Here is a 26,030-nt window from a genome sequence, read left to right on the forward strand (position 1 = left end):
TTTCTTCAAAAGACTCGGAGAAGATCTAGATCACTTTGCCACTAGAGAGTTTTGAGAGAGAACATCGACCCCACTCAAGGTATCTTTTACAGGGCAGATCCGATTGATATGCCTAAGAAGAGAGTCAATATTCTCGTTAGGAGAATCGGATTGGATCTCCACTTTGTACCGGATTTCTGAAAATCCAGGACGCACCTGAGCAAGCTCCTGGAATCCGTCTAGATCCAAATCACCTTCTACATGCACTTGGAAATCCTTCAATTCGACTTTATGAGCAGGAGCATAAAGAGAAACAAGAACTCCTACGCAACTCGCCAGACCACCTAACACTAGTTCTACGGGATTCGGTCCCTGATCCGTTCCACCTAAGATCTCAGGCTCATCCACGACCCATTTATGATTCCTGGATTGGAGATTTAATTTCAATCCTCCCGCCCAAGATGCCTTACTTTCAAATACCGTATTCGCCATGCCGGTCCTCCCAAATATGAGAGGACCTTGCTTTGTTTTTTCTCAAAGGGAATCACATTACATGTTATTGCAGATGATTTGTTCGCTTTAATGAACAGTAAATTAGTCCGATGCCCAAACGTTTAGCGGGGAAGATCAGTCGTAATCCTTTCCTCTAAACTTCTTCCAAATGTTCGAAAGATGTTCTCGGATCTTTGCTTCCATTCCGTTGCGGGTAGGCTTATAGAACTGAGGTGGATTCTCGGAGAGATCGTCCGGAAAATAAGAAAACGGCACAAATCCTCCGAAATCATGAGGATACTTATAGCCCTGGCTCGCTCCTTCTTTTTTATGCAAGGCAGTCGGAGCATTCCTAAGTCTATTAGGAATTTTTAAACTAGGTCCTCTTTCCTTCACAAAAGAAAGAGCGGAATTGATCCCCAAGTAAGAAGCATTGGATTTAGGACAGGATGCGAGAAAAGAAGTCACTTGCCCTAGAACGATCCTTCCTTCTGGCATTCCAATCGTCTCTAAAGCCTGGAGACCGGCAATGGCGAGAGGAAGTCCGTGGACGGACGCATTCCCTATATCCTCCGAGGCCAGAATGATCAAACGTCTTGCGATAAAAAGAGGATCCTCTCCTCCTTCTAACATCAGAGCAAGGTAGAATAAGGCAGCGTCAGGATCACTTCCTCGTACCGATTTGATGAATGCAGAGATCACATCGTAATGGCTCTCCCCACTCTGATCATATTCGATGACTCGGCTCTCTAAGAAAGTATTCACATCACTCGCTTGGATATTAGCACCTGCATCGAAAGAAAGAGAAAGACCTTCTAAATTGGATAGAAGTTTTCTTGCATCCCCTCCTGAATATCGAACGAGCAATGAACAAGCCTCTTCCGTTAGATCCGGTTTAGGATCCAAGGAGTCTATTCCCCGAGAGAGGATCTCGAATAATTCCTTTTCTCCGAGTGGTTCTAAACGAAGCACCTGGCATCTGGATAATAATGGTTTTGTAATACGAAAGGAAGGACTTTCCGTAGTAGCACCGATGAGCACAAGACTTCCCGTCTCGACTCCCTTTAAGAGACTGTCTTGCTGAGAAGAACTGAATCTATGGATCTCATCCAAGAATAGAAGGATGCTTCCCTCTTTTTCGGATCTTTCTAACAGCTTCTTTATATCCGCTACCCCGGTAGTAACCGCGTTGTATTCCACAAAGGGAAGCTTCCAGGTATTTCCGAGTATCTTTGCGATCGTGGACTTTCCCGTTCCAGGTGGTCCGTAGAGAAGAATGCTGACAGGTTCTTTAAATTTTTGTAATTGTTGTTTGGCCTTTTCTTGCCCGATCACTTGAGCAAATGCAGAAGGCCTGATCCTATGAGGCAGAGGAGCTTTTTCAAATAGACTGCCCAAGTTCTTCCAATTCCCTTTGGACCTTGCGCACGCAGGAACGAATCGTTGCATTGCAAACATCGCAGGCGCTATGACAGCAAACCAAAGATTGCTCTCTGATCTTTCCGTCCAAAACATTCTCCACCAACTCGGCGATGCGCACAGGTAGACTAAACCAATCTAGATTTTCTAAGATTAATTCCCTGCGGGTCTTTGGTATTAAGCGAGGAGAGTCGTCCATCATCTAACCTTTCATAAATCCGATCTTAGGCTCCGTCAATCCGAATGTTCAGATCGCAATCCATCCACCTTTGATTAGATAGTAGTAGAGAAAGAAACGGGGGATCCTAAAAAGTGCGGCAAGCATATAAAGTCTGAATTTCATTCCCATTGCACCTGCTGCCACTGATGTCCAAGAATAAGGAAGTGGAGTCAAGGCTCCTAAGACCACGGCCCAAAACCCGAATCTCTTTACATACACTTCTAATTTCTCTTCATGCTTTCTCATGAATTTAGTGAATGTATCCAGCTTAGGAAGAAGATACTTTCCCTGTGCATACGAACAGGCGCCTGCAATCAAAGACCCAAAAGATGCGAAGAAGATTACCCAGAAATCAGGCATCTTTGCAGCAACCGCCAAAATCAGGAACGTATCAGGAGGAAGAAACACATGCACCGAATCGGCGATCAAGATAGCCAATCCGACTCCAGGAACTCCGGTATAGCTTAGAAAGGATTCGGCTACCAGTTTCACTTCTTCGCTAAAGAATCTAGCTAGAAATATGACTCCTAAGAATAGAAGCACACTGGCGATCAGAGTCTGCTTCAATAGCTGAGAGAGCATTTTGTCTGTGGAGTTTTTGGTTTCTGCGGATCCTGTTTTCAAATCATCTACCTGCGATGGAACATTCTTTCTAGATCTTCACGAGTTAGTTTCACAAGAGTCGGGCGCCCATGAGGACAACGGGAAGGATTCTCACAATAACTGAGTCTGTTTAACATCTCCGCAATCAGATGATCGGAGAGTTGATCTCCTTTTTTGACTGCGGATCTGCAGGCAACGCATTTAGCCATCAGATCATAGAGCTCAGGTTCGGGGACTTCCTTGCCACCGGTTCGATTCAGAAAATCTAATACGATTTCCTTTTCATGTCCCGGCAAAAAATAGCCAGGCACTTCTCGGAGCACCATGCTATCTTCTCCCAGAGATTCCAATTGCAGTCCGACTTCTTGGTATTCGGGCAATCTATCCTTGATATCCTCTGCCTCTTGCTTCGAAACAGGGATCCGGATCGGAGTGAGAAGAGGTTGGATACCGTAATTTTTCTTCTTTAATTTGCGAAGAACTTCTTCGTAGCGGATTCTTTCGTGAGCGGTATGTTGGTCTATGATATAGAAACCGTCCTCGCCTTCCGCAAGAATGAATGTCTCGAACAAAAGACCGAAATGTTTTTTTGGAATAAACTCGGAATGCTTGATAGGAATGTCGGTCAGATCTTCTAACCTAGATCCAGGACCCACATCTTCCACGGGAAACGAAGGAGAATGTTTGACTTCTTCATAAAGTGTAGAACCTAACAATTGCTGTTCCATTCCCCCAGTATGTTGGGAATAAGAATAGAGAGTGCTTTCCATTCTCTTCGGCTCTGGACGAAGCAAACGATTCTTCAGTTCTAAAAAGCGCACAGGAGTGCTGGATCTCAGCTCTTTTTGGATCAGCTGTAAAAAGAACGTATTGAAACCTTCCTCATCCAAGAAACGGATCTCTTTCTTGGCAGGATGAACGTTCACATCTATCGCTTCCGGATCTACTTCGAAGAATAAGAAACAATACGGATGCGCGTTCGGAGGCAATAATTCATCATAACATTTTTTTAATAGATGAGAAGAGTATTTAATCTCTACAGGACGACCATTCACAAAGATGAATTGTCCTGTTCGGTTGGATTTATAGAAATCCGGATCGCTTATATATCCTTTTGCCTTCCAGCCCTTGCGTTCTAGTTGAACTTCCAATAAATGGTCTCTGAAATTCTCTCCAAATAGATCTATGATCCTTTCCCTCTTATCTTTGGGAGAAAGACGAAAGATTTCCTTTCCGTCCTGAACGAATCTAAATCGAATATCTTCTCTCGAAAGAGCCTGTACTGTAACCCGATCTCTGATCTTCTTATCTTCAGAACGAACAGACTTGAGGAATTTCCTACGAACTGGAGTATTATAGAAAAGATCTTCTACTAAGATCTTTGTTCCTTTGAAACCTGGGATAGCTTCCTTGGATTGGATCTGTCCCTTCTCGGCATGTACTTTCCAAGCAGTCGTCTCCCCAGTTCCTGTCTCCAAGGTAAGCTTGGAAACGGAAGCGATAGAGGCCAGTGCCTCTCCTCTAAATCCGTAAGAAGCGACTAACTCTAGATCTCTCAGAGTTTTGATCTTACTCGTAGCATGTCTTTGGAGTGCGAGAGGAATATCCTCTTCTTGGATGCCGGATCCATTGTCAGAGAGTAATAGAGAGGTAAGACCTCCATCCCTGGACTCCACTTCTATGGTGTCTGCGCCTGCATCCACCGAGTTCTCCATCATTTCTTTCAGAACGGAATGAGCCGATTCGATGACTTCTCCCGCGGCGATCTGATTGATGAGTTCCGGACTGAGTTCCTGGATCCTTCCCATGTATGGGACCTAGATTGGTCCGAGGAAGTCTTATGTCAAGATTGGATTTCGGGTTTGGATAGGCCGATTTCTAGGGTAAAGACAGAGCCAAAACCTGGCTTGCTTTCTACGGAAATGCTTCCGTCCATTTTCTCGGCGAGTGCCTTGCAAAGGGAAAGACCCAGGCCCGCTCCTTGGAATGGTTTGGTCACCCCTGAATCCACTTGCTGGAATGGATTAAAGATAGAAGTGAGTTTATCTGCAGGGATGCCTATGCCTGTATCCTGAACTTGGAATCGAACCCTATACTGGAACTTTGTCTCCGTAACCAACTCACCTACAAGCTTAATGGAACCTTGGCTCGTGAACTTTTCTGCATTTTCTAAGAGCACGAGAAGCATTGCCTTAAATCTCTCCTCATCCCCTTCGACTGCTTCGGGAAGAGTATCGCTTACGACCACTGAAAATTGGAGCCCTTTTCTGCGAATCTTATCTTCTACTCTCATCGCAGCCTCATAAACCGAGGCCCTCAAGTTGAATCGTTTATTCAAAAGATATAATGTTCCCTTTTCCAAACTGGAAGCATCCAGCATGGAACCCAGGATCACCATCATCGCGTCCCCGCTTCTTTTAAGAAGCTCCAACATTTCCTTATGCTCGGGATTGATATCAGAATCCAAGAGCATTTGGGTGATGCCCATGATCCCGTTCATCGGAGTACGGACCTCGTGATCTACGTTGATTAAAAATTCGCTCTTTGCTTTGTTCGCTGCTTCGGCCTCGTCTCTTGCGGATTCCAACTGTTTAGTTCTCTTTGTGACCAATTCTTCTAAGTTGGTGTTCAGCATTTCTTGGGCTTTCTCTCTTTCTCTGAAACCGCTTAGCATCTTGCTCGAAAGAGAAAGCGAATTAGAGAGCATGAAAATCCCGACTCCTACCCCGCTGATCTCCCAAGAATCGAAGACCTCCGCATGAAATAAGATCTCGCTCCCGAGTAGGATGAGTAGAATGATGAAACCGATCAGATAGATACGAGCTCCCACCATCTTCTTGCGGACAGCATGTGCGAGTATCGTGAGAGAAGCCTGCCCGGCAAAAATGTACATTACATAAGAAGGAGTGATTAGATAAGAATAAATTTCAGGATCGGTGAATAGAGTGATCGCAGTAAAAATCCCCGCTACCCAATAGCTGATCTGCAAGGATCTTTTGCCGAAATCCACAGGAAAAACCGTGCGCAAGAAATGGAGAGCCAGTGGCATTCCCAGAAACCAGCTGATGAATTCAGTTCTGAGATAAACCTTGGGTCCCACCAGAAGATGCTCTGGCATGAGACGAACTCCTGTGGAATATAATCTAAGTCCCACAAGGATCGCAAAGAATCCAAGGATCAATGCAGACGGATCCTTTTTATAAAACGCGGCGACGCAAATATGAAAAAGACCTAAGAAGAAGATACCTCCACATAAAATACTCTCCAAGTCCCTGCGATCCATATAGTAACGACTAATACAGGAATAAGTCCCGAAGATAGGAGGCTTCCAGAGTCCTCCTTTTCTATAATGATAGTTGGAGACCTCGAAGTCTAAATTCGCTTTTCCCTGCCAAGCGGGAAGGATCACATAACTTGTCCTTAATTCTAAGGCTTCTAAAGAAGGATCTCCTACTCTCCCCACCTCGTGCATTAGAACTCCATTAAATAGAATCCTGTAATTTGTTCCTTGATCATAAGATACCAGATGAAGGCTCTCCACCGGTTTTTCAGAATGAAGTTCTACTCTGTATAAGGCTCTTCCATACTTCGGATATTCGGAAGGAGCAGGCGCAGTCCATTCGCTTTTGTTCCAGCTACCGGGAACTTCTTGGAGAGAAAATTCTTTGGGCTCCAAAGGAAGGCTCGTGTCCGGTTCAGTTCCCAACCAAGCAAACTTCCAATCTCCAGTCATACGAAAGCATTCGCCTCTACTGCGAAACTCTTCCCAATCCAATGCGCCGTTTTTTAAACCGGCCCTACCGGGAGAAGGAGTACAAGAGACGCAGAAAAGCAAAAGACTCCAGACAAAGAGAGATATTTTAGAGAAGCTTCCCATTCGGATCGAAAGCATCTTCCGCCATTTTATAGGAAATCGTCGAGGAGAATCCGGATCCTTCTTCTGAAAAGAAGAAGCTAAACAGAATCTGCTTGAGAACGAATAAAGGGAGCCTTAGGAGAAAGGAAATAACCTGTCAAAGAAGCGAATAGAACCGGAGTAAAATTCGAAACCCCAGTGAGTCCAGTCAACAGGATCGTTGTGCTGATCGGAGTCTTGGTGACTGACGCGTTCACAGAAGCCATCAAACAGATCAATAAAAAGGATTCGTTTTCGGATGGGAAGAAGTCCATGAAGAATCTTCCGGACACTGCTCCCAAGAAGAAGAGAGGTATAATGATCCCTCCTCTCCATCCGCTGGATACAGTAATATTGATGGATAAGATCTTAAGAAGGGCAAGCACCCCGAAAAACATCCAACTTCCTTTGCTAACTACGATCTCGTTCAATTGATCATGACCGAAATATCTGGTCAAAGGTTCGTAATATGCGATACAACCTAAGAGAAGCCCGCCTATGGTTGTCTTTACGAAGATAGGAAGTCGAATTTTAGAAAAAGAAAATTTAGTGATCTGGAATATTCCATAAAAGACCCAACCGACTAGGGCGCCTGCAATCCCGAATAGGATCGCATATTGAAAATCCTCAATCCCTCCAGGAATGTATTGGGGGAATTCCCAAGTAGGTCCTATGCCTATGTCTGTCATGAATAAGAATACGAAGTATGCGCTACAACTGGAAAGAAATGCGGGAAGCAATGCCTCGTAATATTCCACCACATGTCTATGTTGTAGGATTTCTAGAGCAAATAATGCCCCACCCAAAGGAGATCCGAATAAGGAAGTAAATCCTGCCGCCATTCCTGCAATCGTCATGGAGCGAAGCTCCTCTCCTTCGAGACCTATCTTCTCCGCAAACCAACTTCCAAAAGAACCAGTGATCTGAACAAGAGGAGCCTCGGGTCCGGCACTTCCTCCGGAAGAAATACTCAAGAGAGAAGAAAGAGCCATAGAAGGATTATTCTTGGGATCGAGCTTTCCACCTCTGAAACGTATATTATCGATTACTAATGAGATTTCTCCAGGTTCTCCCAGAAAATAAATAATGAGCCCGATCAACAGACCGGAGGCAGTCATGATTAAGATGATGGATTGTCCTTCGAAATTGGACAGAAGCTTGGTGATATACTCTAAGCATTTCCAAAATAAAGCGGAGAATAATCCCGCAAAGATCCCAAGGAGTACATAAAGAATACTCCAACGAGAAAGCATGAAAGGATTTCTCTTAGAGATAATGAAAATTGGATTCTTAAAGAAGGATTGGATCCGGTCCATGAGCTATCCGATCTTTCCGATCAAACAAAAAGAACAGACTCTTTTTTTCTTTCTCGTATTACGCCGATTTTGCGGACGGACTCCCCTTTTTCTTCCAATGCCTTGGTCGCCTCCGATTCAAATTCGGGAGATACTACTACGATATACCCGATCCCCATATTGAAAGTGGAATAGAGTTCCGTTTCAGAGAGAGAAGGGAAATCTTTTTTCAATCTCACAAAGAAAGGATTTTCAGGAAGGCTGTCTCTTTTCAATTCAACCGCGGCAGAGTCAGGCAAAACTCTAGGAATATTTTCGTAGAATCCTCCTCCGGTGACATGCACCATTCCTTTCACTTCTGCTTTTTTGAGAAGGTTCAGAATGCTTTGCACATAGATTCGAGTTGGACGAAGAGCAAATTCTCTTAAGAAATCGATTGTCTCTTGTTTCTCGGGAAGTTTTCTCCCTTCTACCAAGTACAATTTACGGATGAGAGAAAAGCCGTTGCTGTGAGGACCGGAAGATTCGAGACCGAGCACTATATCTCCGGGAAGGATCTTAGAACCATCGATTAGATCTTCTTTTTCTACCGCACCTACGACGAAGCCACCCAGATCATATTCATCAGGCTCCATTGTGCCTGGATGTTCCGCAGTTTCTCCTCCAAGGAGAGCGGCTCCGGAGAGTCTACAGCCCTTTACGATCCCGGCTACGATCCTTTCCATCTTAGCAGGATTCAGTTTTCCACAGGCGATATAATCCAGAAAGAAGAGAGGTTCTCCGCCGGAGACTAGAATATCATTCACACACATCGCCACTAGATCGATTCCAATCGTATCATGAATATCGAATAAACGCGCGAGCTCCACCTTAGTACCGACACCGTCCGTGCCGCTAAGAAGGATCGGATTTTTATAATTCTTAAGAAAGGAAACGTCGAAGGCGCCGGAGAATCCTCCCAGTCCGCCTAAAACCCTAGGCCCATGGGTGGATTCTACGTTTTGTTTGATCTTTTTGACGAATTCTTGGCCGGCTTCGGTGTCTACACCGGCGGCCTTATAACTGATATTATCTTCCATGGGACCCGCTCTTGAACAGAATTCCCGGATCGGGTCTAGTGCACAGAAAAAAAAGCCTATTTCATTTGGTCGATCTGTTCCATTGCAGCGAGTTCTGCCTTTGCAGCCTCTCTCACTTTCAAGGTCTTGACCCCAGGTCCTAGATCCACAGCTTCTCCGGCCTTGAGAAGAACTCGAGCCTCATCATCCTTTCTGGTGATTTGGACGCTTCCTTCGCGGACCGCAAAGGTCCCAGTCTCGTTCGCACGATTGACCTGTCCCCAAAATTGAGTCCCGCGAACTGCCGCCACTACAGTAGGAGTATCGATCGAAATGGACTCGTTCTTGTTCAACTTAACCACCTTGACCAAGATATTACCTTCATTCACTTTAATATAATTCTGATCGGCTCTTAAAGCAGCAACGGAAGCCTCAGTGCCTCCAAGCAAACGAACTGTTCCTAAAGTGGTGGTCAGATCCAAGGTAGAGTCCTTGTCCGTTTTTACGGTTTCTGCCTCTTTTACCTTATCGTTTATCTTTAATATTGCGTGCGCTTTCTCAGTGATCGCTTTTCCTACCAGGAAAGTCACGACTGCATCTGTGGTTTCCTCTTCCTTCGGTTTACAGAATGCAAAGCTTCCTATTAGGAAAGAGATTAGAATCAGTTTTGTAATGGATTGGAAGTTCATACGGATTCCTAAACCTAAAGGAAAAGGGTTAGACCGGGAACCAAAAAACGAAGCCTTTGGAAAAAAATTCTTACCTATTTTTACAATTATTTCAAAGCCCTCGTTCGAGTAGTTGGATGGCAAATTGGCGAATGCCATTCGGATTTTCTTCGGAAGAAAAATGAAGTTGGTAGCTAGGCTTGCCTGAGACCTGATCCAGATGTATTGATTTTACTAAATGACGGACAGTGCCGACATTTCCGTCATGCAGAACCGCCTCTGGATAGAGCTCTTTGATTTCGTTTTTCAAAAATACGTAATGCGTGCATCCTAAGACTAGGCCACGGATCCCTTCTTCTTTCGGGATTTTTAATATGTTTTGAAGAAGCTTGCGAGCTCCCTCAATATCTCCTTGGTCTACTAGATGAGCAAGACCGTCACAATTTAGGTGAAGGATCCTTTCCTTTGCCCCAAGATCGGCCTTCAGACCTTGTAATTTCTCTTCTCTATGAGTGACTGCAGTCGCGAGTAGTGCGATTCTCTCATTCTCATGGGCAAGAAGGGCCGGCTTGATCGCAGGCTCCATTCCAAAAATAGGAACGGAAAGCTCTTCTCTCAATTTTGAGGCGGCTGCAGAAGTTGCCGTATTGCAAGCGAGAAGAATTGCATCCACTTCCTTGGAAAGAAAATAATGACAAACCGCTCTCGTAAGTTCTATGATGCGAGAAGTGTCCTTCTCCCCATAAGGAGAATTGGCAAGATCCCCATAATACAGAAATTCCGCTTGGTAGGGAAGAGCCAAGAGTTCCCTAAGAACGGAAAGTCCTCCCATTCCGGAGTCCATCACCCCGATCTTAGGAATTCTTTGGGAAGAGTCCTTCATATATTATGCAGAACGAATATAATCTTCTATACTCTTACGTAAAGTCGCATAGATCCAGCGGAATTTCTCCTCATCTTCTTCGAGAAGAGTGACCCTGAATCCATCTCTATCTGTGCAGAAAGAGGTAAGAGGGACCACACAAATTCCAGTCGAAGCAAGTAGATAGTATACAAACCTTCTGTCAGGAGCACAATTTCCAAGTAAAGGACGAATGAATTCCTCAGCCTTCGGATTAGAGATAGGAAGAGTCATCTTTTGGTTCAAGACTCCTTTATCAAAAGCCACAGTGAGATAGAAAGCACCTTTCGGTTCCACCACAGTGACTCCTTTTAGTCCGTCAAAGATTGCCGTTGCAAGCTTTGCCCTTTTCTTGAACTTCTCATTTCTTTCTTTCAAGTGAGGAAGAAAATTAGGATGTGAATACACTTCAGGAATAGACATCTGAGGAAGAGTAGTGGAACATACTTCCAACATTTTTGCATCCAAGAGAGATTTCACATAACGCGCAAAAACAGGATCCTTGTCTTTGTTAAAGATCTCGAGCCATCCGCATCGTCCACCTGGCCAAGGAAATTCCTTAGAAACCGAACGAAGCGCCATTCCTGGAACCTTATCCCCGATCACTTCGGAAAGATGGACAGTTCCAGTCTCTGAATAATTCACATGAGCATACGTCTCGTCGCAAACGATCATTACATCGTATTTCTCTGCGATCTTTACGATCTCACGCATTAGATCTTTATCATATACTGCACCGGTAGGATTGTCCGGATTGATAAGAAGGATACCTGCAATCGAATCGTTGTATTTGACCTTGTTCTCTATATCCGCTAGATCAGGCATCCATCCCTGTTCCGGAAGAAGATTATAGGTCATATGCTCGTAACCCGAATGTGCAGCTTCCGCAGAAGATAAAGTCGAATACGCGGGGCTAGGTCCGAGCACTCTTGCCTCTCTTCTCAAGAATCCGAATATCTTGGCGACTGCGTCCCCAAGTCCATTGAAGAATAAAATATCATCTGCGCTGATCTGCGCTCCCTTTCTCTCGTTTACTTTTCCTGCGAGAAAGGTCCTTGTTTTTTCGTAACCTTGGGTGGCGGTATAGGCCCAGGATTTGTCTTCGAGGATAAGATCGGATACGATCTTTTTCATCCAAGGCGCGACCTTCTCTCCCTTTTGAATGGGATCACCTATATTCTCATAGGTGATGGGAACTCCAAGAGCCTCGAGCTTCTTAGCCACACCTACGATTTGGCGGATCTCGTAAATTAGAGCGTCCGCACCGCTGTGAACGATATTTCTTCTCATGCGCTAGCCTAAAGTCTGAAAAATTATTTTTGTATAAGCCTGACGGTAAGATCTTCCAGACTTTTCTCCCGATAAATACGGAGTTTGAGCCTACCGCCTAGTCCTACTATTCCGACCTGCTCTCGCAGATCATTAATATTTTTAACCTTCACGCCATTCGCTTCCATAATGAAGTCATATCTCTTCAAACCGGAAACTTCTGCGGAAGAACCAGCGTCCATATCGTAGACAAGAACGCCAGTCCAGTCATCCGGAATACCCAAGGTCTTTCTATGGTCCGGAAGAGGAACTGTTGCCATCACTCCCAGAGTTGCAGGTCGAATGATCCTGCCTTTGTTTTCCTCGATGAGCTGGATGATCTTTTTCGCGTAATTCATAGGAATGGCAAAACCAATGCCCGTGTTCCTTCCTGAATCGCTTCGGATGAGTCGGTTGATACCGATGACTTCTCCGTAAATATTTAAGAGGGGGCCTCCGCTCGATCCTGGATTGATCATGCTGTCTGTTTGGATATGCGTTTGGCCAGTTTCGTCTAAATCTTCTCTGTATTTTGCGGAAACGACTCCAACGGAGAAGGATCTCTCCAGACCGAAAGGAGATCCGATTGCGATCGCCCAATCACCGACCTCTATCTTGTCTGAGTCTCCAAACGAAACCGGTTTCAATCCGGTCCCTTCTCGAATCTTTAAGAGTGCGATGTCTGCTCTTTCATGACTTCCTACAAATTTTGCGGGGAATACGCTACCATCAGAGGCGATGACTTCTATGCTTTCCGCGTCCTTAATGACGTGAAAATTCGTGACTACATAACCTCTCTCATGGATCAAAAACCCACTCCCAAAAGAGGAAAGCCTTTCGGTCCGATAATCAAAGTATTGGTAGGGGCTCGTGATCGCTTCGGTCTTTTTCGTTCGAATGGAAACAACGGAATCCTTTGAGGAGTTGTACACGTTCCGAAACGCGTTTTGTAAATTGATCCCGGCTCTTTGATCGCTGTAGCTGAGAGGCTTGCCTCCTCGGAAAAAGGAGGACAAACCTCCCTCTCCCGGAAGAATAAGGACGAAGGCCAATAAAACGAGAAGTCCTGCGTTTATGAGGACTATAGGAGGAAGCTTAAATCTCATGCCGACAAACTCAACCCATCCTCTGCCGAATCGGGAGAATAGTCGACTCGGATTCTTTTCCTCCTTTCTCAGACTTCCCTTTTTCCTTTTTCTATTTTTTGCGAGCGAAGGCTGCGTGCCCTATCTATTTCATCTAGGAAAAGAGCAGGCTCGGATCCTTCTTCAAAGAAGAAATATCTCCGAAGTTTTAGAAGATCCGGAAGTTTCCGAAAAGACCAAGGAAAAATTAAGAGAGGTCGAGAAGATCAGGAACTTCGGAATCAAAGAACTTTCCCTCTCTGAAAAAGGAGGGTTTCAGAGCTTCGTGCAATTGGATCGGCAAGCAATCGGATGGCATGTAAGCGCCTGTCATCCGTTGAGATTCGAATCCCATACTTGGTGGTTCCCGATCGCAGGAACGGTTCCTTATAAAGGCTACTTCTCTCTGGAAAAAGCAAAAGAAGAAGAGCAAAAATTGAAAGAAGAAGGCTGGGATACCAGAGTCAGGATTACTGCAGGGTATTCGACTCTTGGCTGGTTTGAAGATCCTCTTTTCTCCACACAATTGTATGAGGATAAGGGAGATCTTGCTTCTATAGTATTGCATGAGATGGCACATGCTACTGTTTATTTTCCGGGAGACAGTCTGTTTAATGAAAGTTATGCGAGCTTTGTAGAGGACGAAGGTGCGGATGAATTCATTCTTTCCATCGGAGGAGAAAAACTTCTTACGGAAAGAAAAAAATCGGAAGAAGAAAGAAAAGAATATAAAGAAATCATGATATCTACTGCAAAACTCTTAAAGGGAGCATATACGCAGGGCGGAACGGACGAATCCTTAAGAAAGAAAAAGTCCGAGATCATCGACAATTTTAAGATCGAACTCACCAAGCAGAACTGGACAAAAATCGATCGCAAACGTCTTTCCGAAAGAGATTGGAATAACGAGGACTTTGTAGGAATGCTCCGCTATAATTCGGGAAGTGGGTTCTTTAAGAAAAAATTCGAAGAGGTCGGAAAGAATTTCTCCAAATTTCATGAGGAGATGAGAAAGTTGAAGTCATTATCGCCGGAAGAAAGGAAGATTCTTCTGAAGGATTAAGTGACGAGCCTGGCCCCCACCCAATCGAGCGACCCGTAGGGAGAGAGATTCCCGAAGGGTTGCTTGAGCGGAGTGAAGCAAAGTTTAAGTCGCGCGTGATGAGCCTGGCCCCCACCCTTCTCGGGTGGGGAGGCGGGTCCCCAGTGGGAGGGGCCGCGCTCCCTATATCATAAATTCCTCGATCTTGCAACCGGAATTTTTACCCCAATTTTACGTGGGAACTATTTGTTCCTACATCAATCTTTCGTAATAAACGAATTCGTAAATAATCGATATCCATTCCAATATTTATCCGTTGGATACAATTCCTTCATCACATCCATGGTCTTTAGAAAACGATTTCTGAGAGAAGTTTGCGAATCTTCTTTTCTGGAGCTGATCTCCTTCAAAAATCTGGAATTATGAGTGTCGGTTTGAAATCCCAGGTTCACCACTCCAGGACCTTTCCAATTCTTAGTTAGATAATATAAAGAATCCTTTAAGTTAAATGAGCCGTTGCGAAGCTCATCTAAAAAGGAAGAAGAAAGCATCCAAACTCCGGAGATTAGATCCGCTTTCGGATCCGAGACGGACCGACTTCCAAACTGGATTCCCTTATCTGGATCTAAAAACAATGGGTCTCTAAAAATATGAAACGGAGAAATAGAAGCATTTCCTCGCGGATACAATTCAATATCTTCCAACTTAGTGAGCTGTTGATACCATTGTGGCGCAACTGCTCCGTCCCAAGTTACGACTCCGAAATTGTTCCGAAACTCTTCCTTCTCCTTATGAATAGGATTTCGAATCAACGACTCCGGATCCGTAACATAAAAGATCTCTTCTTCTGATTTTGGAAGAAGTGGCGCTAAAAAATAAGAAGAAGTCAGATACAAATACGTAGTCTTGTTCTTAGCAAACTTCATTCCTTGGCGTAACTCTGTCTCCAAGGCTTCCCGAAGCAACACTTCCGAACCACCCTTCTCCACCTCTTCATTATATTTCGCTATCGCCGCCTTGATCTTGCGATTGTCCTTGAAAACTAGATCTCCCTTCGATTTTCCCTTGGAGAATCGAATATAAAAAGTTCTTAATCCAAGATCTCCTAATGCAAGAAACTCCTGATTTTCCGGGATCTTCTCTTCCAAAGCAAAAGAAACGGAGCGAAAAACGGGAAGATCCGAATAAGATGGCTTTCTTCCCAAGACCAAGGTTCGAGCGACTGAAATTCTTTCTTTAGCTAAGGCAAGATCGAAGAATGTTTCCGAATCATTTTGTTGGAATGCAAGAACCTGGAGATATCCGATAAAATCACTCAACTCCCTTCTTTGTTTCGGAGTCAGCTCCTGTCTTTTACGTTGCCTAACCCAAGAATTCGCACATTCCAAGAGATCCTTGGATTTTTTTCCCAATGCATCTCTATAGGCATTTGCAAATTCAGTAAAGTCTCCAAAGGAAGAAATTTGCAAATCTCTTCCTTCCATAGCATCTATTTTAAATGTAAGATAATTGATTTCCAGCCCTTGGCCAACCACTGAGTCCTTATCTATTTTAGATATCCATAATTTAGCTCTCTCATAGTCCCCACGAGAAAAGTAGGACTTTGCGAATTCCAACATTATCCTTGTTTGTCTAGGAAGATTTCCTTTGGACTTCTCATATTCGATCAATCCTTCCATGAACTCGGCCATTTCTCCGTTCGTTTCTTCCGGAAGAGAATATCGTAAGAGATCCAGTATTGTGGATCTTTCTTCCGAAGTTAGGGTTTGGAATAGGTAAACAGGAGAACTATGAATCTCGGAGTATAAAGAAACAGGAGAGATCCTAAACCCGGATCTTTTTCGATTTTGCAAGAACTGAAGATGCAATCCGTAATTTCTTTCTCTTTCTCTCGGATCCCATAGAGGAGAATTTTCCTTCTCGATCCATTCTTCCTTCTCCTCCAAGAATGCGATCTGCTTTCGGACCCGATTGAAACTCTTCTGCCAAAGGGAAGAATCGTCTTCATTAGAAATATTTGATTTAGCTAAATTCAATTGAGAAAGCGCAAGGCTTGGAAAATAAGATTCAATCGCAAGATCGACTATCTTCAGACGATATAGCAATGGGTCGTATTGTTCCGCTGAAGCAGCGCGATCCAATGCGTCTCCCGGATCTATTCCCATTTTGAGAGAAGCGATCGCATCCAGTATCTCATCTTTGGAAGAAGGCAACGGTATCTTAGAACAATCTTTTTCTTCCGTTTCTAAGAGACGCGCCAAGCATAGAGTAAAGCCTAATTGTCTTTCCTGATCCGGAGTTCTCTTCTCGTATTTAAGAGAGTATGTTTTCTCTAAACTAAACTCAGGTTTCAAATTACGATATGTTCTAAGTAGATCGGATTCGATCTTCAATGATAGAGATGAACCAGGAGAAGCGAGAGAACGAGCCGAATGCAGATCTGCAAATCTTTCGGAAAATTTTCCGGCTCTTTCTTCCTGTCTTGCTTTTACAAACAATTTTTCCGATTCTGAATCTCTGTCTCCTCCCTTGTCAAAAAGAGAACCGAAGCGCATCCCGAGTTTCGCTTCCTTACCATTCAGACTCTCAGACAGAATATCTGAGACACAAGAATCGCTTTGTGAACAGAGATAAACTGCCTTCACTCCCGAACCTAAGAGAGAAACACTTGCCTTACGGATCTGAGCCCAGCTTGGCTTTTGGTCATACGTTAAAATTACCGCATTCAGCCTATGATTCTTGGTAAAAATATCCCTGAGCTCTATTCTATCTTTTTTCCTTTCCCCGAAAAAAGAATCTCCCTTAATCTCAGGAAAAGGGCTTATCAATATATCAGAATCTTCTAATATATCCTTCCAAGTGTCAAAAGTTACTTTTCTGTAAGAAATCCCTAAGGGAAGATCCTGAAAGCTTGCAACCGTCTTTGGAAGCCACCTTTCCTTCGGCTTTTGGGTCAGCGCCGGCATCTTATATCTAAATGAGGGAAACTTCCCTGAAAAATAATCCCCGAGAGAAGTGTTTCCCGTATCGAATATTATATTCTTAGCATTCTTCCATTCTGGCAAAAGAGGCAGTTCGTCGATTGCCTTTCTTTCATTCTCAAAAGTAAGGAATTTTACTCCTCCGTTTATGCGAATTTTTGCATGTACAGATGCTTTCGATTCTAATAGATCTATTCCCAACTCTCTCGGAGAAAGAGTTTCTTCTGCAATTGCACCGAACGGATCTAGAAAAGAATTTCGATCCGGCAATCTAGATCTTAAAAGTGCAAGAGAACCAGAAACCGTATTGGATGCCTGACTCAAAGAGGCTTCTTCTTTTTTGATGTCTCCTCTTGTTTCGAGTGCGAATTGATATTTCAGATAGCTCTGCTTAAGTTCCTTCCAATCCGTTTCGAATTTAATATATTCTCCTTGGGCGGTTTGGAATTCCCAATTTCCTCTTTGGAAATTTCTAAAATAGACCAATCTTTGCAATCGATCCCAATCTTGGAATGCAAGAGCAGGGTTTCCGGAATCCAAATCCGCTCTGATCTTGGTCTCATAAAGATCTCTCAAAAGAAATCCTTTGTTATCCGAAATCAGATGAAATTGTTTCTTAAGAAGTTCTTCTGCCCTTGCTAATCTAGATTTGGCTTTGTCCTGAGCAAAAGATAGTAGATCCAATCTTGCCTGCAAGACCCAAGTCTGGATCATCTCGGCACCCAGATAGAATTCGTTAGCCATCTCTTCTGCAAAGCCTAAGCATTCCTTTGCTTTATCTAGATCGCCTAATCTATAATATATGCTTGCTCGACTCATAGCATGCATGACTCTTTCTTTTCTGGAGAAAGGATCTTTTGAGAGTCCTATGATTTCTTTGGGAAGATTAGATGGCAATTCGAGAAGAGAAGCTGCGATGCCTAGTTTTTCAAAACCTTCGGCCCAATTTTTATTTCTAAAGTCCTCTTCCCCCAAGTAAAAAAGAAGATTTGCTCGTAATATATCAAAATCATAATAATCCTTATAAAAGGACTCTTCACAGCGTTTTCTACCTTCAAGAGGATCGTCCACCCAAAGAGAAACGCAAGGCTCCAAATAATTTCTTTTAACGGAATCTAACTCATCCAGAGCAAAGGCCAAATCTTCCTTCGACCCAGAATCCAAAGAAGAATGGGTAGATTCTATATGGGCGAATAATGAATATAAGTATTTCTTAAAGCTAGAGGCAGATCTACCGGATACCTCGGAATTCTTTCTCTCGAAATCCCTTGCCGCTTTAAAATCTTTCTTAGCAGTTTCAAAATCTCCTCTTCTATAGTCGTAAAAGCCTAGATCGCCCAAGGATTGAGACTCCGCAAGAAGTCCAGCCAAAGTATTCTTAAGTCCCTTTTTCCCAATATAGTCCAGTCGCTTATTGGTTTCCTCTGCGGCTAAACTATAATTTTGTTCTAATACTAGGTTATTCACCCGGATGCCCGAGGATAAAAGAGGTTGGAACGCGCCTGGAATCGCTTCCGGAAATCTTCCCGACCCGGAAATCCGAGTAGAATCAGGAAGGACTGCTTCGAACACAAAGTCCCAGAAATAATCCCAGAACTTAGGATTTACTTTTTTAGGAAACCAACGAATTCCTTTTTGAGAAGCAAGACCCTCTGCTTCCTTCAGATTTTCTTCCGAAAGTGATATATGACCTAACTTTTGATAACAAATTGCTAATGCGTTTCTAAGATTGATCGGGTCTACAAATCGGGAAGGTTCATTTAGCTCTAAGGCTTCCTTATAATAAGGAATAGCCTTGGCATATTCTCCCAATTCCATATAAGAGAGACCGATTAAAGTACGGATGAGCGCGAGTTTCTCTCTATAACTTTGTAAATTCGTATTAGAGTTCGGGCCGCTATGAATCTGCATGAATTCGTTCTTGGAATATAATTCATCCGCATCTTTAAGCTTTCTGGCTGCATCGGCATAATTGGCCATATACATAGAAGAACGAGCAGAGTTAAATAAAAAGACTGCCTTTTGTCTATAATCCTCGAACTGAGCCTTTGATATTATATAATTCGAATATGATTCGACTAAGGAGTATTGCTCATCTGCCTTAGGATAATTCTTCAACAAGAAGTAATTATTACCCAAATTCAATCTTAGATCGGAGAGTACTTTTTTATTTGCGAAACCTTCTCCCAATAACTCCAGGATCTGGCTGTATAATTCTATATTCTCCTCAAAATTCTTTTCGGGAAAATACTTAGAATATTCCTTTTTATAAATATCTTCGTCGGTATCTCCCTGATCGCCCGCTCTTCTAGATTTAATAATGTCCACATACTGATAGAGCCAACCCAAGAGCTGATACGCATCATGATACGTTGGATCCGCAAAGATGATCCATCTCAATTCATATTCGGCCTGCTTGTAATCTCGAAGAGCAGCCTCCTTCTTGATCACATCCATTGTACCCGTGGAATAATAATAGGTCTCCCGGATCACGGAGCGATTGATGAGATAATATGCATACCCGTACAAGGTTGCCAAATCTAGAAAGGTACGAGCCCTAGGCAGAATCTTTTCCTTCTCGAAATACTGATTGATATAGAAGAGACCTTCTTTCTTATCCAAGGGATCGTAATCCAATGGATTAAAATTTTTCAGTAAGCCGAGAGCACTCTTTTCACTTACTGATTTAGCAAGTTTGAAAGAGGTATCGACCATTAGTTTTTGATAATATATTGCGTAGTCTTTATAGATCGTATCAAGAAAGAGATTCTTGCTCTTTGCAAGAAACATATTCTCCGTATTATAGAAATAATGCAAGGAAGCCTGCAAGAAATCGGAACGGTTCTCGTAGTTTCTTGCCAAATTCTCAAAATAGATAAAGAATCTTTCCATCTCCTTATCATCTATCTTTACTCCGGAAGTATGATCATAGTTCTCCAAGAAGGCCTTAAATTCTTCTAGGGAATTTCTGACATTTCCCATTCCTTTAAAGTTTTCGGATCGGATCAAATGAGCCTTCAGAAAGATCGGATCCTCAGGCTTTAATTCCTTCATAATCGGATCGAGGAGAGTATTGCTTTTTTGGAAAGATCCCTGCTTCTGATAGGCCGAAGCCTTCACATAAACTAAGAATCTATGCAATACTGGAGCGCGTGTTTGGATTGAATTTACGGACTCTATCTTATCCGCGATGCTCAATTTGTCGGAGTCGGAAACATCCGTTACGATCCGATTCTCAAAGAGTTCATATAGGTTCCGGAAGTCCTCCGTCTTTAGATGGGCCTGGTTCGAAGCCTGGATCAGCGTTTCGGAAAGAAGCCATCCTTTCTTATCCGCATTCTTCAGCTGCAAAGAGCCTATGCTTCTTAATACTTCTCTAATATTATAATATTTAGGATTTCTCTCTAAGATATCTTCCCAAAGCGCGAGGGCCCGGTCCGCTCTGCCGGAACCTTCCTCTAAATTCCCTAATTCCTCCGAGAACGCAGCAAGGACCTGAGGATCCAGATTCGGCACATTCTTTAATGTGGAGAAATAGTCTCGGATCGCAGAAGAAAGACCATTCTCAATCTCTAAATAATACGCGTAACCCAAGCCAAACTTTGGATCCAAACGAGAAGAAACTAGATCCTTTTTCAAGCCCGGAAGAAGAGAAAGTTTTCCGAACTTCTTTGCGATCAGATATTTTTCTTTTAATACCTTTGCCCAAAAGATCGGATAGAGAGGATCCTCTTTAAAGTACAATTCCACCGAATCCAAAGCGAACAAATAATCCTCAAAGGACTGCTTCCTTCCATACTCTTTCGCTAATTCGAATTGGGAACTGATATCGACGGTTTTAGGAACCGAACCACTCAAAGGAAGAAAATAGATGTTTAAGGTTCCATAATACGATGCAGTAAATAGAATACTTCCTCCGTTAAAGCTGGAGTATTTTGTATCGAATAAGGAGAAGTTTCCGGAGCTAATCCTTCTCTCCTTTAAATCGGAAAGATCCAATCGAACGATCAGGCTATTGTCCCTCTCATCCAACTTCCGATTTCCATCCGAGTCATTTCTGATCGATGTATAAAAGAGGTATTTTCCATCAGAAGACAGACTAGGAGAAAAATCCAAATACGAATCGCTCGTAAGTCTTCGAGTCTTTCCAGATATTAGATCCAAGGAATAGATTTCTCCTTCCTTTGCATCCGCATAAGAAAGATAAACCACAGTCCTTCCATCATTAGACCAATATGGATTTGTTGCACCTTCCTTAGTCAGGAGCTTAGGAGCCTCTTTGCCTTCGGTATCCCATAGGATCAAATTCGGTATTCCTGGACTCAAGCGATCCGAAGAGAATATGACTCGCCGATCATCCGGTCCCCAAACAGGATCGGAATCCGAGAATTTATCGGACTTTCCCGGAACATCATATTCGGTATTTGTAATAAACTGAAAGTCTTGATTTAGGAATCTTTTTCCCTCTAAGATCTTTTTGGCCCAAAGAGAAGGTTCCATTTCTAATAGAACAATATCTCCTGCCGAATCAAATTGCTCAGAAACAAAGGCAAGTTTCATTCCAGAAGGACTAATAGCAGGTTTATATTCTGCGGAAGGATGTTCCGTCACAGGCACCACGATGGAGCTTCTGAGATCGCGGAACCATATATCGTAATTTCCTTTTTGTCCTGTCGTATAGAAAAGATATCTTCCGTCTTTGGTTGTAGAGTTATATAAGTTATTCCCCCTTTGGACAGTTAGAGGAAACGGCTTCTCATTATCAGGATTAAAATAGTTTTTGGAGATGGGTCCGTAATCGAATTCGATAGGCTTCACTCTCTCCACAGATTGAAAAACCGAACAAGCACAGAAGTGAATGATATATAAGAAAAGTAGAATACGAAAAAGAAACAATGCGGATCACTCCTTCTTTTTCCAGACATTGGGAGAAGATTCATAATACTCCCCCACCTCTACGCTTCGGATCCAAGTGGAGATCATGGATTCTTTCAGCGAATTTTTTTCTTTTTCCGTAAGAGGAACAGTAGATTTTGCGATCGCCTTTCTCATCTTTTCTCTGACCACTATATCCCTGCTATCATTGGCAAGCTTGATTAGATTTTCCATCCTAGTCTTTGTAGGAATATCTTGGCGAACCTTCTCCGCTCCTGCCTCCTTGATCCTAGGATTCCATCTCACCTTCCCATCCAAACCTTCGGAAAGAATTCCTTGGGTCCGATATTCTCTAAGTTCCTTACTCAGATAGGCAAGAGTCCTAAGAGCGATATACAATGTCTTGTCGTCCGGATTGCCGAATTCTTCCTTTACCAGATCTCTTTCCCAGATCTCCGAACCGGAAGAAGAAGTCTTGATAGAAGCGATCAGCCATCCGTCCTTTTCCAGATTTCTATCTTCGCCAAGCATTTGCTTTTCAGAAGCGGTCTGGGTTTGGGTAAACGTAATCAAAGGAGCCTTGATCACGCAGGAAATAAAAACAAATGCAAAAAGAATAATGTATATTTTCAGAATATTCGACATAGTCTATTGATTAAATGTTTCGATCTCGCTCTGTGCCCGTTTCAGGAAATTCGCCAAAGGCATTCTTTGCTGAGAAACCTGATTGTTTTCCAAATTAATAAAAGTACCCAGTATCGATCTCTTAAAAAGGATCACAGCGTATACCAAGCCCTTGGATAGTTCTAATTCTATCTTGTCCACTGCGTAGCTTCCGTAAATAAAATCAGTAAACAGATTCGAAGGCGCGAAAATATTGATCGCGCTCTTTCCAAAATCATTCCCGATCTGATACACGCTAAAGAACAAATTCAAATTAGGAACTGGATCTCCCAAATTCCTTCCCCAAAGATTCAGATCCGCTTTAACCTTACCGTCGTCTATCTTGGATTGGCTTCGAGAAGGAAGAAGTTGCTTCAAGTCTATGTCCTTCACCCTTAGAGAAACAGAATATTCCATCTTCTCCGGATCTCCAGAACCTACGTTGACTATCAGATCTTTTCCCCAGATCTCTCCATCCAGAGTATTTACCTTCAGATAATCCATTCGTAAATAATTTTCTGAATATTCTAAATTGGCCGAAAGACCGGGAGAATTGGATTTCGGCTTCACATATTCAAATGGAGTTCCTTTCAAAGAAGGATGAGTGCCTAAGATCTGACGAATCGTAAAATTAGGAGAAGGAGTGCGTCCATAATTCATCACGAATTTTCTCTTATTGCCTTCGATCAGATTCCTTGTTTCTTTCACCGCCAGATCGTGAGTGAAAGGTACATTGGAACTCAGGCCCTCAATTCTATACATCTTACAATCGTATCCGGGACAGTGGGAGTTCTGTATGAGTATATTAGAATCTTTAGATATAAGATTTCCTTGGATGACCGAGCCTAACCAGTTGAAATTCAATCCAAGGTCCCCTCTAAAATGCAACCCTCGAACTAGAGAACTGTCTTCCTTGGCAGCGATGCGCAATCCTCCCTTTAGGTCCGGAGAAAATTCTCCCATAGAAGGAGGTGGATCCGACTTACCGGGCTTCGTCAATATACCGCTCGTGAGAAAGCGCAGCTTTCCTGCGAATCCGGTTAGTTCGAAATTCTCTATCTTGATCTGAGTGCTTGGCTTTCCTAATATTTGTAGAGACAGATTTAGTTTTCCATCTCGCAGATCTAGCCCGGGAAGATCCAGACCGAGTCCTCCTTTGATCTCTTGCCCTCGAGATTCGCTGGAAAAATAAAAATCTCCTAAGAGCCCGATCCCGTTCCCGATTTGAGTTCTTACTGGGATCAAAGTCTCTCGTAAGGACAAGGGAAGAAGTGGGATCAAATGCTCTAGATCCGCATCCAAACGAGTCTTTTTCAGATCCAAAATGAAATTTTCTCCGAGCCCTATCTTGCCGGAAGAATTCAGCCTAGCGGCTGCCTGTCCCTCAGGAGAATCCACCTCCAAATCTAATACGGAAACGGAGATATCCGTCAGACCCCAAGGTTTTTTAGGAAAATATAATATAGAAGAAAGCGCGCCATCCAAGCTGATATTTCCGGAATTCCCTCTGGCCATCGGAAATCTAAAACCATTCGCCTTTAATTTCAGATCCGCGCTTATCTGTGAGAAGTCAGGTCCCTTAGCATGCAGGCCTGCGAAGAATTTTCCGGAGTAACCGGCAAGATAATCTCCCAGATTGAAATTTTCCAGAGTAAGATCTAAGCCTGGGCCTGAGGCTTGGTTATAACGCAAATCACCTGCGACCCTCATTCCGTTGTATTCTATTTTAATATTTTTGCATATAGCAGATTCCATCCAAGGGAAGGGCTTGGCCGAACTAGGGAGCTCCTCAGTAATCGGTTTGATCCCGAGATCCCAATCCAAATTGAGGACCGGGATAGAATGCTTCTTCTTTCCTAAACGGATCTCGAGTCCGCTTCCTTTGATCTCTCCGATAACCTTTAGATTTTCCGAAGAACCGTCGGCGAGAATAGGAGCCAAGCTCGCTTCTCCTGCCATAGAAATATCATAAAAACCTAAACTATGTATGAAGTCCGAAAATGGAGAAAGCCGTATCCTGGACTTCTGAATGGCAAGATTGACTTGAGCGGATCTTTCTCGGATCCCGGAGACCTTGCCTCCACCCTCCAGCCAAATGTCCTCTCCTACTTTCCATTCCAGACCTCTCAGAAGAAGTTCCTTCTTCTCCGTAGAAAGATCCAAATCGTATTTTAAAGAAAATGCAAATGGGGAACCTGTATGATTTCGGAACTGGATCGGAATTCCTTCCGAGCCCAGATCCATTTTAGAATGGAATACATCCTTATCCTTAGGATGCCTTTCCCAAATCCAAGTCAGACGAAAAAGATGATCTATACTTGCGGATGCATTCTGGAATTTGATTCTGACCTGATTCTTAGGATTGAGCTGAAGTTCGAATTCGTCGATCAGATCTAACGCGCTTAAATCCAACGGGATCCGAGTGAATCGGTTCGTATCCACTTCTAATCCGAGCTCCAGGCCTTCGAGAGCTGCCTTGTACGATTTAGGTCCATTCTCCGAATCGACATGGACTCCTATGTCCTTGCAATCTAAGGACAAATACGCACTGAGAGGCAAATAGGTTCGGATACTTGTGAGTGGTTCCTTCTTCTCTGAAACAATTTCTTCTTTATCCTTTTTGCTGGGGGGAAGGGCAGAAGTGAAATTCCAAGCCTCTCCTTTTTGTTTCAGATCCAAGTTTAAGCTATGGATCGCGATCTTGGAAATTTTGGCCCTTCCCAAAAGAAGAAGAGGCAGATTATAAGAGAGTTGGAGCTCCTTCACACGAAGGAAGGGTTCGTTTCCCCATTCTTTGGAAGGATATATTTCCAAATTGGAGAGGGTAAACCCGAAAAGTGGAGAAAAACCGTCTACCTGGACCTTAGCAGGAGTCGAAAGCGAACTCGCCAAGATCTTGTTGAGCAGGATTTGTCCGGTAAGAGAATTAAATAGAAGATGGTAGAAGAGAAAAATCCCCGCTAGGATGTACAGGCGGAGCTTTTTCTTTTTCAAATACTGTAGTAGATCGGAAGCCAACCGAAATCGTTTAGGCTAGTACTCGAAGGATTCGATAGCCTCTTCCAGCGTTTTGTAGATCTCGAAAATGCTCGCAAGCTTGGTGATCTCCATCAAGTTTTCGATATCATTATTCAAGTTAGTAAATACCATCCGGCCTTTCAAACCGTCGATATGCTTGTAGATGTTCAGGAACATTCCCAAGCCGGCGGAGTTGATGAAAGGAACTTTCTTCAAGTCGATGATAAATTTTGGAACGTCACCTTTCGAGATATACTCCTCGATTTTTTGCCCAAGTTCGAATTCGTTTCCTGCTTTAATAGGACCTTCGATCTTGATGATGTGAACGTCGTTTTTCGTGGTGACTTTGATTTTCATAACCCTTTCTTGGATTTTTGTGCTTATATAAGATCGGCATTCCAGCCTCCTTGTAAAGCGCTTTTTTGCGGAATTGGCCCAAGAGAAGCTGTCAAAGCCCTCAAAAAAAGGAAGCTCTCGGACTTTTCTCGG

General features: G+C 43.3%; 17 protein-coding genes. 1 reads left to right on the top strand and 16 read right to left on the bottom strand.

Annotated elements, in window-relative coordinates:
• Positions 1-30 precede the first annotated feature (30 nt).
• The 12 genes from EHO59_RS07900 to EHO59_RS07955 all read right to left on the bottom strand — a co-directional run bounded on the left by EHO59_RS07900 (position 31) and on the right by EHO59_RS07955 (position 12,944).
• Positions 31-471: an OsmC family protein gene (locus EHO59_RS07900; protein WP_135586632.1), complete on the bottom strand. Its 441-nt coding sequence runs from the start codon at positions 469-471 to the stop codon at positions 31-33.
• Positions 472-606: 135 nt separating this feature from the next.
• Complete coding sequence (locus EHO59_RS07905) at positions 607-1,869, bottom strand: replication-associated recombination protein A (RefSeq protein ID WP_135586634.1); 1,263 nt, start codon at positions 1,867-1,869, stop codon at positions 607-609.
• Entirely contained in the window at positions 1,853-2,092 is a 240-nt protein-coding gene (locus tag EHO59_RS07910) for a hypothetical protein (protein WP_135586636.1), read from the bottom strand. Before EHO59_RS07910 ends, EHO59_RS07905 begins: the two co-directional genes overlap by 17 nt.
• 45 nt (positions 2,093-2,137) lie before the next feature.
• Positions 2,138-2,692 (bottom strand): YqaA family protein, encoded by a 555-nt coding sequence (locus EHO59_RS07915; protein ID WP_210413055.1) that lies wholly within the window; start codon positions 2,690-2,692, stop codon positions 2,138-2,140.
• Positions 2,693-2,739: 47 nt separating this feature from the next.
• The gene (gene mutL / locus EHO59_RS07920; protein ID WP_135586640.1) at positions 2,740-4,521 is read right to left on the bottom strand and encodes a DNA mismatch repair endonuclease MutL; all 1,782 of its coding nucleotides are present in this window, start codon (positions 4,519-4,521) and stop codon (positions 2,740-2,742) included.
• 35 nt (positions 4,522-4,556) lie between these two features.
• Complete coding sequence (locus EHO59_RS07925) at positions 4,557-6,605, bottom strand: sensor histidine kinase (protein ID WP_246052753.1); 2,049 nt, start codon at positions 6,603-6,605, stop codon at positions 4,557-4,559.
• Positions 6,606-6,667: 62 nt separating this feature from the next.
• The gene (locus EHO59_RS07930; protein ID WP_135586642.1) at positions 6,668-7,924 is read right to left on the bottom strand and encodes a chloride channel protein; all 1,257 of its coding nucleotides are present in this window, start codon (positions 7,922-7,924) and stop codon (positions 6,668-6,670) included.
• A gap of 20 nt (positions 7,925-7,944) precedes the next feature.
• Positions 7,945-8,982 carry a phosphoribosylformylglycinamidine cyclo-ligase gene (gene purM, locus EHO59_RS07935; protein ID WP_135586644.1) on the bottom strand — a complete coding sequence of 346 codons (1,038 nt, stop codon included), beginning with the start codon at positions 8,980-8,982 and terminating at the stop codon, positions 7,945-7,947.
• A 56-nt stretch (positions 8,983-9,038) separates the two neighbouring features.
• Positions 9,039-9,650: an adhesin Lsa19 gene (lsa19, locus tag EHO59_RS07940; RefSeq protein WP_135586646.1), complete on the bottom strand. Its 612-nt coding sequence runs from the start codon at positions 9,648-9,650 to the stop codon at positions 9,039-9,041.
• Positions 9,651-9,741: 91 nt separating this feature from the next.
• Positions 9,742-10,512 carry a glutamate racemase gene (gene murI / locus EHO59_RS07945; protein WP_135586648.1) on the bottom strand — a complete coding sequence of 257 codons (771 nt, stop codon included), beginning with the start codon at positions 10,510-10,512 and terminating at the stop codon, positions 9,742-9,744.
• A 3-nt stretch (positions 10,513-10,515) separates the two neighbouring features.
• Positions 10,516-11,820: a pyridoxal phosphate-dependent aminotransferase gene (locus tag EHO59_RS07950; protein WP_135586650.1), complete on the bottom strand. Its 1,305-nt coding sequence runs from the start codon at positions 11,818-11,820 to the stop codon at positions 10,516-10,518.
• Between the two features lie 23 nt (positions 11,821-11,843).
• The gene (locus tag EHO59_RS07955; RefSeq protein ID WP_135586652.1) at positions 11,844-12,944 is read right to left on the bottom strand and encodes a S1C family serine protease; all 1,101 of its coding nucleotides are present in this window, start codon (positions 12,942-12,944) and stop codon (positions 11,844-11,846) included.
• On the opposite strand from EHO59_RS07955, the gene EHO59_RS07960 reads away from it, so the two are divergent.
• A complete protein-coding gene (locus EHO59_RS07960) occupies positions 12,943-14,025 on the top strand; it encodes an aminopeptidase (protein WP_135586654.1) in 1,083 nt (360 codons plus the stop codon). The genes EHO59_RS07955 and EHO59_RS07960 overlap by 2 nt on opposite strands.
• A 236-nt stretch (positions 14,026-14,261) precedes the next feature.
• On the opposite strand, the gene EHO59_RS07965 is transcribed toward EHO59_RS07960, so the two are convergent.
• From EHO59_RS07965 to EHO59_RS07980, 4 genes are read right to left on the bottom strand one after another with little or no spacing between them, the layout of a single operon-like run.
• Complete coding sequence (locus EHO59_RS07965) at positions 14,262-21,881, bottom strand: tetratricopeptide repeat protein (RefSeq protein ID WP_135586656.1); 7,620 nt, start codon at positions 21,879-21,881, stop codon at positions 14,262-14,264.
• Positions 21,882-21,887: 6 nt separating this feature from the next.
• Complete coding sequence (locus tag EHO59_RS07970; RefSeq protein ID WP_135586658.1) at positions 21,888-22,505, bottom strand: DUF1318 domain-containing protein; 618 nt, start codon at positions 22,503-22,505, stop codon at positions 21,888-21,890.
• A gap of 3 nt (positions 22,506-22,508) precedes the next feature.
• Complete coding sequence (locus EHO59_RS07975; RefSeq protein WP_135586660.1) at positions 22,509-25,541, bottom strand: LIC_11026 family protein; 3,033 nt, start codon at positions 25,539-25,541, stop codon at positions 22,509-22,511.
• Between the two features lie 15 nt (positions 25,542-25,556).
• A complete protein-coding gene (locus EHO59_RS07980; RefSeq protein ID WP_008594836.1) occupies positions 25,557-25,898 on the bottom strand; it encodes an STAS domain-containing protein in 342 nt (113 codons plus the stop codon).
• Positions 25,899-26,030: the final 132 nt, after the last annotated feature.

Origin of the sequence: Leptospira semungkisensis, from assembly GCF_004770055.1 — a bacterium.
GTDB lineage: Bacteria > Spirochaetota > Leptospiria > Leptospirales > Leptospiraceae > Leptospira_B > Leptospira_B semungkisensis.